This window comes from Gordonia sp. NPDC003424 (assembly GCF_053588655.1).
In genome coordinates this window covers 1-12,640 of sequence record NZ_JBSFQJ010000015.1, presented here as the reverse complement: position 1 = coordinate 12,640, position 12,640 = coordinate 1, and the positions used below count along the sequence as shown (strand labels likewise).

The following is a 12,640-nucleotide window of genomic DNA, read 5'->3' as shown; positions in this document are numbered from 1 at the left end:
GTGCTCCCTCGCTTGCGCTCGGTCACTGACTCGACCAACCGCGGGAACCGAAACTGCGCCGCTAGCGACGCAGAAACCCGTCCGTGGCACGACGCACATCGCCCGACATCGCATGTCCCACATGGCCTCCCCGGTACCAGTGCACGCGTCCACCCCAGTGCCGGTGCAGTCGTTGCGCCGCGGCCACCGAGGTGACCCGGTCGTTGAGCGCACCGATCACCATGCGCCGGTCCGGTTTCGGCGCCGGCTCGACGGTCAGGGGATCGATCACCGACGACACCGCGCGCACCGGTTGGCTGCTCATCAGCCGCGACAAGGCCCTCCCCTTGGACCCGCCGCGCGCCATGTGATGGGCGAGTGTGTCGTGCATGCCGAGCATCGGCACCACGGCCAGCACCGCGTCGATGCGCTCGTCGACCGACGCCACCATCGCGGCGATGGGGCCACCCAGAGACGTTCCGGCGATGGTGATCTCGACGGGTTCGTGACTCTCGATCCAGGTGATGAGGGAACGGATCTCGGCGATGGCGCGCACGGTTATCAGCACGTTGAGCAACGGATCGAAACCCGGATACGCCACGGGCCGCAACCGCCGGAGCCCGTGGGCCGGGAGCACCGGGAAGACCACCTCGTAGCCGAGCCTCTTGTGCAGGTGCGCGGCATGGAAGGCATACAGATCGTCGGCGCGACCCTGCGCGGCGCCGTGCACCCAGATCAACCATCGCCGTCGACTGCGCCCGCGTGTCAGCACCCGCACCGAGGCCACTCCGTCGGCGTAGGGGTCGAGCAGCGCCACGGACTCCGGCAACTTCGGCTCGACGGCGTAGTCGATGTGATGAAACCCGGTGGTACCGAAGACCTTGCGATCCCGCGAGAGGATCTGCGGCGCAGACGGTTCCACGTGCATCCCGCTCGGTCCGAGGGCCACGAACTCGTCGGCGACCTCGGCGCAGCGAGCAACGTCGGCCTCCACCAACTCCAGCGGTGGGATGTCCCGGATCACCGAGTTGACGGCGATGAACAACTCGTCGATCGCCGTCTCCCCGACGGCACGGGCACCGCGGTCGGCGGCCGGCAATCCGGTCGCCGCATCGCCACGCCCGGCAACCCGAGAGCTGGCGATCGCGCGGGGCAGCACGTCGGCGAACAGTCCGACGCGCGCCAACCCCGACTCCCAGTCGATCAAGCGGTCTCCCCCGCCAGCGCTGCCGACTCCCGCACGTGCAACGCGACCTCCAGTTCGTCCAACGCCTGCCGCACCCGCTCCAGGAAACCGGCGGGGTCGGGCATGGATTCCGGTGTGGCGATGAGCCCCATGCTGATTCGTCCGGCGTAACTGTAGGCGGTGAGATTCACGTCCGCCGGCGCGATCGCCAGCGCGAACGAGATCCAGTCGACCACCTCGATGTCGCCGACCCAGCGGGTTTCGCGCGGGCCGGGCATGTTCGCGGTGGTGATGTTGTTCATCACCAACGGCGCACGATGCGCGGCCAGGCTGCGGAAGACCGGCCCGAGGCGTCCGGTGTAGGTGGCGACCTTCTCGGTGAGGTCGAAACCGATGTCTCGTCGACGACGCACCGTCGCCGCGCAACTCGCCGCCGTCTCGACCACCCGCTCCACCGGATCGGCGAGATCAGAGCGGAGATAGGCAGCGGCCGTGGCGATCTCATTGCCGTGGGTTCGGGTGGAGGTGAGATCCCGGCAGACGCCGAACACCGTCACCGAAACTCCCGCCTCTTCACCGCGCGCAAGTAGCTCCGCGCGCAGGGCGCCGGCGATGATCCCGTGCAGCGCCCCGTTCACGGTCGTGTCGGTGGCCACGGCGATCCGCTGCACGGCCGCGAGCGGGATCGACGCGGACGCACACACCCGCCGAGCTCCGCTTCGGGCGTTGAAGCTGTTGCGGCGCACCGTGAGCGGCACCGGGACGCGTTCCGCGTCACGCCCGATGCGGGACGCGCGGGCGAAGTCGGAGACGACGGTCGGCACACCGCGCAGCAGTCGCCAGGATTCCGAGCGCGCCGCCTGCCACAATGTCCGACGGTCATGCGTCACATCGAGATCCGCGATCGGCGCGATCGGCACCTTTCCGCCCTGCCCGGTCGTGGCCGCCATGAACGTGTTGAGTGCGCCGAGCCCGTCGGCCACCGCGTGATGAACACGCACGACGATCGCCTGACGTCCGCCGGCGAGTCCGTCCACCAATGTCAGCGCCCACAAGGGTCGGTCCCGATCAAGTTGTTGCACGGCCAGATCGGCGAGTACCTCGTCGAGGTCGGCTCGGGACCCGGGTGCCTCGACGGACCGCTCGTCGAGGTGGGCGGTGACGTCGAAGTCGTTGTCGTGCACCCAGAACGGCCGGGCGGCGTAGCCGGCAAGCCACTGCAGTCGCTGCGCGGCGCGGGGGAACCTTCCGAGGTACTCGGGCAGCACGGCGGCAAGCTCGGCCAGCGTGACCGGACGACCCCGTCGGGACGTGTCGAGCATCGCCACCTTGAGGGTGTGCATCGGTGTCGACGGCGACTCCATGTTCAGCATCAGCGCGTCGGGCCCGGTCATCCGCTCCATGTCAGCTCACCTTCCGTTCGGAGTGTGTTGCGGACGAGAGCAGTTCGCGTTTGAGGACCTTGCCGGTGGCGTTGCGCGGCAACTCGTCGAGGAAGTAGATGTCGCGCGGGACCTTGAACCCGGCGAGTTCGGCACGCACATGCTGCCGGATCTGGTCGGGTCCGACGAGGGTCTGTGGCGTACGGACGACGAATGCGGCAAGCCGCTGGCCGAACCGTTCGTCGTCGACACCCAGCACCGCGACCTCGCTGACGCCCTCCAGCGTGCCGATGACCTGCTCGACCTCCAATGGGTAGACGTTCTCGCCGCCGGACACGATCATCTCGTCGTCGCGGCCCACCACGAACAGCCGTCCGTTCTCATCGAGGCGGCCCACATCGCCGGACACCATGTAGCCGTCGGCGAACGCCTTGGTGTCGTCGGAGGTGTAGCCGTCGAATCCGGAATTGTTGGCCACCAAGATCTTTCCGATCTCCCCCGTCGGCAACTCGCGGTCGGCGTCGTCGAGGATGCGCACGAGCGTGCCGCGCAGCGGGCGGCCCGCGGTCTCCGGCGCCGCGCGCAGGTCGCCCGGGGTGGCGGTGCTGATCAGCCCGGCCTCGGTCGCGTTGTAGTTGTTGTAGATGACGTCGCCGAAGCGATCCATGAACGCCAGCAGGCTGTCCGGGCGCATCCGGGAGCCGCTCGCGGTGACGAAGCGCAGGCTCGGCATGGGCCGCGCGTCGAGCTCCTCGTCGGGCAGATCCATGATGCGCTCCAGCATCACCGGTACCACGGCAAGTCCGGTGGCTCCGTGCTTGCGGACAAGGTCCAGGGTGCCGGCCGGATCGAACTTGCGCTGCATGATCATCGTGGACGTCATGGTGGCCGCGATCGCCACCTGACCGAATCCCCAGGCGTGGAATGCGGGCGCCGCGATGACGGTGGATTCTCCTGAGCGCCAGGGAATCCGGTCCAGGATGGCCGCCAGCGACGAGACGTCGGTGCTGCCGCCGCGCCGCGCACCCTTGGGCGTGCCGGTGGTACCGGAGGTGAGCAGCACGATCCGTCCGGCTCGGGCCGGTCGAGCAGGCCGCTCGCCGCGGTGACCGGCGATGAGGTCGTCGACGCTGCCGACCGGTTCGATGCCCGGGGCACACTGTTCCGGCCAGGCCCGCACGACGCGCAGCCGCGGGTTGCGGCGGGTGGCCGTGGCGACGAGGTCGGCGAACTCGTCGTCGGCGACGATGAGATCGGCACCTTCCCGAGCGAGCACGTCGGCGAGTTGCGGGGCGGCGAAGCCGGTGTTGAGCAGGACCGTGTCGATGCCGAGCCGGGTTCCGGCAGTGAGTGTTTCGACGAGGTGCCGATGGTTGCGGCACAGGATCGCGAGCGTGCGCACCGGTGCGCCGGGCAGTGCCGCGACGGCCGCCGCGAAGGCGTCGGCACGCCGATCGAGTTCACCCCAGCTGAGTTCGCCCGCCTCGTCGATGAGCGCGAGTCCGTTCGGGTCGCGGGCCGCCGCGAGTCCGATGCCGCTGACCGGTGATGCCCCTCCGTGGCGGCGCAGGGCCAGTCCCATGCGCAGATAACGGTCGGGGCGCAGCGAGCCGAGGAAGCCGCTGCGGATCAGCGTGCACAGCAGCCAGAGCGAGGTGGCAGCGCGGTCGCGGACGTGTGTGACCATGGTCGGCCTCCTTCAGCCGAGAACGGGGAATCGGCGGTTGCGGGCGAGGTCGTCGAGGGCGTGCTGCATGTGCTTGCGCACGACGCGGTCGACCTCGGCGATGTCGGGGTCGTCGCCGAACTCGGCGCGGATGTCGATCGGGTCGAGCACCCGGGTCACGAGCTTCGACGGCAGCGGGACGTTCGGCGGGAATCCGGCGGTGATGCCGAACGGCAACCCGAGGCCCAGCGGCACACTCTTGATCCGCAGCAGGCGGTCGGCGCGCAGGAACTTGGCCAGCCCCTCGCCGCGGTTGAGGAAGATCTGGGTCTCCTGACCGCCGAGCGTCACGATGGGCACGATCGGGACGCCGGCGTCCAGGGCGGTGCGGATGTAGCCGGTGCGGCCGTGGAAGTCGATCGACGCACTCTCCCGGGTCGGACGCATCGCCTCCCAATCGCCGCCGGGGAAGACGATCGTCGCCGCGCCGGCACGCAGCACGTCGACGGCGTTGCGCGGGTCGGCGCGCAGAAACCCGAATCCGGAGAAGATCGCGTCACCCAGACCGGTGAACAGCAGATCGTGGGCGAGGGTGAACAGGGGGCGCCCGGCACCGAATTCGTCGGCGAAGGCCACCGTGATGACCGGGACGTCAAAGGCGAGCAGGCCGCCCGAGTGGTTCGAGACCAGGAGTACCCCACCGTCCGGCACCTTCTCGATCCCGCTGACCTCCGAGCGGAAGTATCCCTTCGCGACCAGGCGCAAGACGGGTAGAGCCGCCCGCACCCAGTTCTCGTTGCGCCTTTCCATGTCGTTTCTCCGATCCAGTAAACTAGAACGTGTTCTACCGATAAATTAGAACACGTTCTAGTACAGGTGGCCAGCGGAAGTAACCAATGCCACACCGTGACATCCCAGGTAGGAGTGCCGTGGAGTTCACCTTGGAGGACATCTCGGACGCCGAGATCGCGCGGCGTCGCGCCGTGTTCGAACCGCTGACCGCCGCGGTGCGCGAATTGATCGACGCCACCATCCGCACCGAGGTGGACGACGACACGATCCGCGAGGTCCAGCAGACGATCGCCGACGCCACACACCGCTTGCGAGCCGCGCAGATGGACGGGGCGTACGGGGTGCGCTACACGCCCGGCCTCGAGGGGATGCCGTGGGGTAACGCGGTCATCGGGATGCGCAATGCGATCGCTCCCCCGCTGAACACCGTCCGGCACCCCGACGGCCAGGTGACCGCCGACTTCACCCTGCGCGCCGCCTACGAAGGTCCGCCGGGACATGTCCACGGCGGTGTCTGCGCACTCGTGCTCGACCAGGTCCTCGGCGAGGCGGGCAGCGCCGACAACGTTCCCTGCTACACCGGGACCATCTCGGTGCGCTATCTGCGCCCGACCCCGCTCGGCCGGCTGCACGCCGAGGCGGTCATCGTCGAACGCGACCGCCGCAAGAAGATCGTGCACGGGTCGTTGTCGGACGCCGACGGCCAGACCGCGACGGCCGAAGGCGTGTTCATCGTGCCGAAGTCGTGGGACGGGCCGATGCCGCACAGCGCCCGCAGCGCGGAAGACGATCCGCCTTCGGAGTAGCGTCAGGCAGGTGACCGACGCAGTTCACCTCCCTGAGGGCACTCCATCCGGATTCGACGGTGACGAGGCCGCCGCGGTACGGGCGGTCACCGACCGCCTCGGCCTGCCCGGCCTCATCGACGTCCACACCCACTTCATGCCCAAGCCGGTGATGGACAAGGTATGGGCCTACTTCGACTCGGCCGGGCCGCTCGTCGGGCGGGAATGGCCGATCACCTACCGCGCCGACGAGGATGTGCGCGTCGCGGGCCTGCAGGCCTTCGGGGTTCGCGCGTATTCGTCGCTCGTCTACCCCCACAAACCGGATATGGCGGAGTGGCTCAACGGCTGGGCCGACGACTTCGCGCGGCACCACCCCGACTGTCTGCACACGGCGACCTTCTACCCGGAAAAGCAGGCCACCGGGTACGTGTCCCGCGCCATCGCGCACGGAGCACGAGTCTTCAAGTGCCACATCCAGGTTGGCGGCTTCTCCCCGATCGACCCACTCCTCGACGGCGTCTGGTCGCAGATCGCCGACAGCCAGGTGCCCGTGATCATCCACTGCGGTTCCGGTCCGGCACCCGGCACCTACACCGGGCCGGAGCCGATTCGCACTCTGCTGCACCGTTTTCCGTCGTTGCCGCTGATCGTCGCACACATGGGGATGCCCGAGTACAGCGAGTTCCTGGATCTCGCGGAGCGGTATCCGAATGTCCGGCTGGACACCACGATGGCGTTCACCGACTTCGTCGAGGCCGACGTGCCGTTCCCGAGCGACGCGTACGGTCGACTGCGCGATGCCGGGGACAAGATACTGTTCGGCAGCGACTATCCGAACATCCCGTACGGCTATCTGCATGCGCTCGAGGCCGTGGTGCGCCTCGACCTCGGCGACGACTGGCTGCGCCGCGTACTGCACGACAACGCCGCACAACTGTTCGGCATCTCCTAGCACCTGGCCCAGGTCCGCGCCCCGTCGACCGTGCGCCCGACCCCGTCGACCGTGCGCCCGATCCCGTTGAGCGGGCACCGTTTCGGGCTGACCGGGCGCCACTCTCGCGACCGGACACGCGCACTCTTCCGACGACGCCCACCCAACGAAAAACTGTGCCCACTCAACGGTAAACGGCACCCACCCAACGAAAAACAGCGCCCACCCAACGAAGAACTGCGCCCACTCAACGGTAAACGGCGCCCAGTTGTCTAGAGCACCTGGGACAGGAAGGTGCGCAACCGTTCCGATTCCGCCGAGGTGAAGATCTGTTCCGGCGCACCAGTTTCCACCACCGCCCCGTGATCCATGAACACGACGTTGTCGGAGACGGTGCGCGCGTAGCCCATCTCGTGGGTGACGACGACCATCGTCATGCCCTCGGCGGCCAGGTCGGTCATCAGCGCGAGGATGCCCTTCACGAGTTCCGGGTCCAGCGCCGAGGTCGCCTCGTCGAAGAACATCACCTGGGGTTCCATGGCGAGTGCCCGGGCGATGGCGACGCGCTGCTGCTGACCACCGGAGAGGTTGCCCGGGCGGGAATCGGCCTTGTTGGTCAGCCCGACCACCTCGAGTTGACGCATCGCCACCGCCCGCGCCTCGTCCTTGGACAGGCCGCGGAGTTTGTGCGGCCCGAGGGCGATATTCTCGGCAACGGTCTTGTGCGGGAACAGGTTGAAGTGCTGGAAGACCATCCCGATGCGTCGTCGGAGTTCGTCGGGGTTGTCGTCGAGCACCGAGCGGCCGTCGAGCAGGATGTCACCGCGGTCGGGTTCGTGCAGTCGGTTGAGCACCCGCAGGAGCGTCGACTTGCCCGAGCCCGACGGCCCGATGACTGTGGTGGTACTGCCCGCGTCCACGTGGATGTCGACGCCGCGCAGCACGTGGTTCTTGCCGAAGGACAGGTGGAGGTCCGACCCCGTCAGCGAGACGGCATCTCGAGTCTTTTCCGATGTGGCGGTGGACATGTCATCCCTCCTGGACCGGGCTGGCGGTGACGGGCAGCGGTTCGTCGTCGACCGGACGGCCGGTGCGCAACCGTTTGTCGATGTAGTTCACCAGGTGCGTGAGCGGCACCGTCAGGATCAGGTACATGATGCCCGCCGCGACGAGCGGCGACAGGTTTCCCGTCTGCGCGTTGAGGTCTCGGCCGACGGCGAACAGCTCCCGCTGGGTGGCGAGCAGACCGAGGAAGTAGATCAGCGAGCTGTCCTTGATCAGGCTGATGAACTGATTCATCAAGGCGGGCAACACTCTGCGCACCCCCTGGGGGATGACCACCAGGCGCATAGAGGAGCGGTAGGAGAAACCGATCGCGCGGGAGGCCTCCATCTGTCCCTCGTCGACGCTCTGGATGCCGGAGCGGAAGATCTCCCCGATGTAGGCGGCCGCGAGTAGCGCGAGCGCGATCGCGCCGAGCCAGTAGGGGTTGTTGCCGGTGAGGTTCTTGACCACCGGCCCGACGCCCAGGCCCACGATGAGGATGACCACCACCGCGGGCAGCCCCCGGAAGATGTCGGTGTAGACGCGGGCGGGCCAACGCAGCCAACGGGATCGGGAGATGCCTGCGACCGCCAGCAGCATCCCGAGCACGGTGCCGATGACGCCCGACACCACCGACAGGATGATGGTGTTGGGCAGGCCGGTCTTGATCAGATCGGGGAAGGCCTGCTTGTAGAGCTCCCAGTTGAAGAAGGTGGAGCCGAGTTGCGCGAGGGTGCCTTTGGGGGCGGTGGTTCCGGTGTCTTCCTCCTTGCCGGCGTTGGCTTGTGCGATCGCCGCGAAGTCCGGCAGCTGTGGTTCGGGTGCAGCCTTGCTGCCCGGCTTCCAGCCGGTCGGCAGTTCCCGCGGCACCCAGTCGCTGTACAGCTTGGCGTAGGTGCCGTCGGCGATGATCGCGTCGAGTCCCGAGTTGAGGGCCTCGACGAGTTTCGGCTTGTCGCGGGCGACGGCCCAGGCGACGAAGTTGTTCACGCTGAACGTGTTTTCCACGATCGTGGTGCCGTCGCCCGGTTTGACCGCGCCCTGCGCCTGTTGCGACGGCGCGACCCACGCGTCGATCTGACCGGTCTTGAGGTTCGCGTAGGCGGTGGCGTAGTCGGGGAACTTCACCGGGTCCAGGTGCAGGGTGTTGACCACGTAGTCGTCCTGCACGGTGCCCTGCACGACTCCGATTCGGGTGCCGGAGTTCAGGTTTGCGAAACCCTTGATGTCGCTGCCGGCGGGCACGACGAGCGAGAAGTAGCCGAAGTCGTAGCCGTTGGTGAAGGCGACGGTCTTGCGGCGTTCGTCGGTGGTGGTGATCGACGACGACCCGACATCGAACCGGTGGTTGGCCACCTGCGACAGCAGCCCGGAGAACTCGGTGCCGGCGAACTGGATCTTCAGGCCGAGTTTGGCGGCGACCGCCTTGAGGAGTTCGTTGTCGAAGCCGGTGAACACGCCCTGGCTATTGACGCAGATACTGGGGCCGGCATCGGAGAGCGTGCCGACCGAGATGGTGCCGGGGGTGATCAGGCCGAGGTTGTTGACGTCGAGCTGGTCGATCGGCGTCGTCGTGGCCGTGGTGTAGCGGTCCTCGGCGCCCTTCTCTGCCGCGGCCAGGTTGGTCGGGGCGGCGGATGCCGAATTCTCGCCCGGCGGTGAGCAGTTGTCGGCGGGCGCTGCGCTCGCCCGCGGGCTCGGGCCGGTGATCGCGACCAACAGGGCGACCAGGGTGGCGACGACGGCCAGGGCGGCGAGGCGCGCAGAGTTTCGACGTGTGGCGGTCACCGGTGTCACCCTATCGAGCCGAGACTCGATGCCCAACAGTTCGGGTCACGCAGATTCGACAATGCGTCGAGCAGTGACGTCGGGTAGGTGGCCCGCGGCCAACTCGTAGTCAGCGTCGTCGTGCAGAATGACCAACCCGTGCGCCGCGGCGGTACCGCAGATCAACAAGTCAACAACCGACAGCGCCCGCGCTGCGCCGATTCCCGCCAGTCGATACTGCGCCGAGTCAATCCACGACCAGACATGCTTCGGTACGGGGACGTCAGGGTAGATGTCGCGAAAAGCGGCGTCCATCTGGTCGATCTCGGACACATTGCGTGCCGCTCGACGGAACTCAGCACGTTGCGGTGCACACGATCCGACGGACCCGTTGTGAAGGGCGTCGTTCCACCGCTCGGTGAGCTCAGGATGTCGTTGGAGCCGCCATATCGCCGACGAATCGGCCAGAAACCTGATCATTCGCCGATGCGCTTCTCATCGGCCCTCGCCTCACGCCAGCCCTCATAATCCCAATTCTTCGCGTCTTCGCGCGAGCGCACGAGCGCCTCGATGCGCCGAGACCGCGCGACGTAGTCGCGCAACGCGAGATTCACTGCCTCCTTCTTTGTATGTACTCCGGCGATCCGCATCACTTCCGCCAGCGCGTCGTCATCGAGGTCGATCTGTGTCACCGCCATTGCAGCCTCCGCATGTTGGTGATGAGCAAGCTGTCTAAACATGACCAACATACTCCTGACGTGCTTGAGCCGCGCCCGTAAATCGCCGGGCAGGCGTCATTCCCTGCCCGGGTTCAATGGTTCAGACGCCGCCACCCCGAAGTCGGTTCCGTCGAAGGGGTTCTCTCCCATTGCTTCTCCGAGGGATTGGCGGATCATCGGCTCCGTCGAGGAGGAAGGTCAGCCCCGCGCCGCGATCCTCGCCCGCACCTCCGGCCGACGCAGCGGCGGCACCGTTTTGGGCGGTTGCCGCCGCTCCGGCAGCGCGTCGAGCAGTTCGTGGGTGGCCTGGGTGACCGTCCGGACCGCAGCCTCGAATGCCTCGATGTTCGCGGCCGACGGGTGCCGGATACCACTCACCTTGCGGATGTATTGCCGTGCCGCAGCTTCGATCTCCTCGTCGGTGGCCGCGGGCTCGAGGCCGCGCAGTTCGGTGATGTTGCGGCACATAGGGTAGCTCCTCTCGGTAACCGCTCGTTGAGCAGGCGCAATGGCTGGCGAGCAGGTGGTCACTCCGCGATCTTGACGACCGCCTTCCCCAGGATCCGCCCTTCGGCGAGATCGGTCAACGCCTCGGGCAGTTGGTCGAGGCTGTAAGTCTTGTTGACCTGCGGCCGCAGGCCGGCCGCGATCATCTCGGTGAGTTCGTCGTGCAGCAGCTCGGGGACGCCGGGATGCGTGCGGACGTACTCGCCCCAGGCGGCGCCGACGACCGCGATGTTGCGGAACAGCACCCGGTTGAGCTTGACGGTGGGGATGCCGCCGGCGGCGAATCCGATGACCACGTAACGGCCGTCGGGCGCGACCTGGCGCAGCGCCTCGTCGAAGACCTCACCACCGGACGGGTCGATCATCACGTCGACGCCCTCGGGCACGATCTCCTTGAGCTTCTTGCCCCAGCCCTCTTCGAGTTGCACGATCTCATCGGCCCCGGCACCGCGCAGCAGCTCCTCGGCACCCTTGCGGTGCACGATGGCAATCACCTTGGCGCCCATGGCCTTTGCCACCATGATCGACGCAGTGCCGACACCGCCGGCCGCGCCGAGTACGCCGACGACCTCACCGGGCGCGGTCTGCGCGCGGACCTTGAGGGCGAACAACGCGGTCTGATAGTTGATGCCCATCGCGGCGCCCTGGTCGAAGGTCAGCCCTTCAGGCAGCGGCAGGAGCTGCGCCGGGGAGGCGGCGACCTTCTCGGCGAACCCACCGACGATCGAGGCGACGAGCACCTTGTCGCCGACCTTGACCGACCCCCCGTCCGGCGCCTGCGACACCACACCGGCGACCTCGGTGCCAGGGGTGAACGGCGTCGGCACGCGCAGCTGGTACTTGCCCTGGCTCATCAGCAGGTCGGGGAAGCAGATGCCGCACGATTTGATGTCGACGACAACCTGCCCGTCGGCGGGCGTCGGGTCGTCGACCTCGGTCAGCTGCAGGCCTGCGGGTCCGGTCTCTTCGGTGAGCACTTGTGCTTTCATACGGCTCACCCTACGCGGCCGGAACCGAGCGTTCGCTAGGATCACCGGTATGCCAGCCCAGTCGGCGACGACGCCGAACACCCCCTCTCCGCAGCGCCTGGCGGTGGCCGCCGAGGCACCCGGCTTCATGCCGCACGACGAGGCGATGACCCTCTATGAGATCGCGGGCGAGTATCTGTCCCAACCGAATTCGACGCGGATCGGCATCGAGATCGGCACCTACTGCGGCAAGTCCACCGTATATCTCGGGGCCGCCGCAGAGCCGTACGGAGCGATCATCGTCACCGTCGACCACCATCGCGGATCCGAGGAGCATCAGCCGGGCTGGGAGTATCACGACACCTCGCTCGTCGATCCCCATGCGGGCACCCTGGACACGTCGGCGCGGTTCCGTCGCACCATGTTCGACGCCGGCCTGGAGAAGACGGTGATCGGCATGCTCGCAGGCTCCACGATGGCGGCGCGGATGTGGGGCAAGCCGGCGGACTTCGTGTTCATCGACGGCGGGCACAGCATGGAAGCCGCGCAGAACGACTTCGACGGCTGGGCCAAGTGGGTGCGCATCGGTGGCGCGCTGCTGATCCACGACGTCTTCCCCGATCCCGCCGACGGTGGCCGTCCGCCGTACGAGATCTACTGCCAGGCGCTGGCCACCGGACAGTTCACCGAGGTGCGCGCCGAGGGGTCGCTGCGCGTCCTGCGGCGCGACGGCGGTGAGGTCGGGGCGGCGCTTCCGGTGCGGTAGCTGGCACAGTCGGACCGTTCTTCCTCCCGCTTTGCAAGAACCCTCCGCGAACTCGTCGGCTGCCAGCATGGTTGTGAGACAGGTGCTGGTGGTGGGTGCGGGGGATGGAGTAGTGATGAGTCAGGTGCAACACCGGTGGCAGACT

The 12,640-nt window shown here is 67.6% G+C and carries 12 protein-coding genes and 1 pseudogene; 3 read left to right on the top strand and 10 right to left on the bottom strand.

Going from position 1 to position 12,640, the window contains the following annotated elements; all coding sequences use genetic code 11:
- Positions 1 to 61 precede the first annotated feature (61 nt).
- From ACWDTI_RS19655 to ACWDTI_RS19640, 4 genes are read right to left on the bottom strand one after another with little or no spacing between them, the layout of a single operon-like run.
- Entirely contained in the window at positions 62 to 1,186 is a 1,125-nt protein-coding gene (locus ACWDTI_RS19655) for an alpha/beta hydrolase (RefSeq protein ID WP_449739799.1), read from the bottom strand.
- Positions 1,183 to 2,568, bottom strand: coding sequence for a wax ester/triacylglycerol synthase domain-containing protein (locus ACWDTI_RS19650; protein WP_449739798.1), 1,386 nt, complete (start codon positions 2,566 to 2,568; stop codon positions 1,183 to 1,185). Before ACWDTI_RS19650 ends, ACWDTI_RS19655 begins: the two co-directional genes overlap by 4 nt.
- A 1-nt stretch (position 2,569) precedes the next feature.
- Positions 2,570 to 4,234 carry an AMP-binding protein gene (locus tag ACWDTI_RS19645; RefSeq protein WP_449739797.1) on the bottom strand — a complete coding sequence of 555 codons (1,665 nt, stop codon included), beginning with the start codon at positions 4,232 to 4,234 and terminating at the stop codon, positions 2,570 to 2,572.
- 12 nt (positions 4,235 to 4,246) lie between these two features.
- The gene (locus tag ACWDTI_RS19640; protein ID WP_449739796.1) at positions 4,247 to 5,023 is read right to left on the bottom strand and encodes a lysophospholipid acyltransferase family protein; all 777 of its coding nucleotides are present in this window, start codon (positions 5,021 to 5,023) and stop codon (positions 4,247 to 4,249) included.
- 119 nt (positions 5,024 to 5,142) lie between these two features.
- On the opposite strand from ACWDTI_RS19640, the gene ACWDTI_RS19635 reads away from it, so the two are divergent.
- Entirely contained in the window at positions 5,143 to 5,811 is a 669-nt protein-coding gene (locus ACWDTI_RS19635; RefSeq protein ID WP_449739795.1) for a PaaI family thioesterase, read from the top strand.
- Between the two features lie 10 nt (positions 5,812 to 5,821).
- Positions 5,822 to 6,745, top strand: a complete 924-nt coding sequence (locus ACWDTI_RS19630) for an amidohydrolase family protein (RefSeq protein WP_449739794.1) — start codon at positions 5,822 to 5,824, stop codon at positions 6,743 to 6,745.
- 251 nt (positions 6,746 to 6,996) lie between these two features.
- Here ACWDTI_RS19630 and ACWDTI_RS19625 read toward each other — a convergent pair whose 3' ends face one another.
- The 6 genes and pseudogenes from ACWDTI_RS19625 to ACWDTI_RS19600 all read right to left on the bottom strand — a co-directional run bounded on the left by ACWDTI_RS19625 (position 6,997) and on the right by ACWDTI_RS19600 (position 11,750).
- Positions 6,997 to 7,752 (bottom strand): amino acid ABC transporter ATP-binding protein, encoded by a 756-nt coding sequence (locus ACWDTI_RS19625; protein ID WP_449739793.1) that lies wholly within the window; start codon positions 7,750 to 7,752, stop codon positions 6,997 to 6,999.
- Position 7,753: 1 nt separating this feature from the next.
- A complete protein-coding gene (locus ACWDTI_RS19620; RefSeq protein ID WP_449739792.1) occupies positions 7,754 to 9,556 on the bottom strand; it encodes an ABC transporter substrate-binding protein/permease in 1,803 nt (600 codons plus the stop codon).
- A 45-nt stretch (positions 9,557 to 9,601) separates the two neighbouring features.
- Positions 9,602 to 10,015, bottom strand: coding sequence for a PIN domain-containing protein (locus ACWDTI_RS19615; RefSeq protein WP_449739791.1), 414 nt, complete (start codon positions 10,013 to 10,015; stop codon positions 9,602 to 9,604).
- A 65-nt stretch (positions 10,016 to 10,080) separates the two neighbouring features.
- Positions 10,081 to 10,233, bottom strand: a pseudogene (locus ACWDTI_RS19610) (type II toxin-antitoxin system VapB family antitoxin); the annotation flags it as partial.
- A gap of 219 nt (positions 10,234 to 10,452) precedes the next feature.
- On the bottom strand, positions 10,453 to 10,722 hold the full coding sequence (locus tag ACWDTI_RS19605) for a DUF2277 domain-containing protein (RefSeq protein ID WP_449739790.1): 270 nt from the start codon (positions 10,720 to 10,722) through the stop codon (positions 10,453 to 10,455).
- 59 nt (positions 10,723 to 10,781) lie between these two features.
- The gene (locus tag ACWDTI_RS19600) at positions 10,782 to 11,750 is read right to left on the bottom strand and encodes an NADPH:quinone oxidoreductase family protein (protein ID WP_449739789.1); all 969 of its coding nucleotides are present in this window, start codon (positions 11,748 to 11,750) and stop codon (positions 10,782 to 10,784) included.
- 49 nt (positions 11,751 to 11,799) lie between these two features.
- Between ACWDTI_RS19600 and ACWDTI_RS19595 the strand changes: the two genes are divergently transcribed.
- A complete protein-coding gene (locus ACWDTI_RS19595; RefSeq protein ID WP_449739788.1) occupies positions 11,800 to 12,495 on the top strand; it encodes a class I SAM-dependent methyltransferase in 696 nt (231 codons plus the stop codon).
- Positions 12,496 to 12,640: the final 145 nt, after the last annotated feature.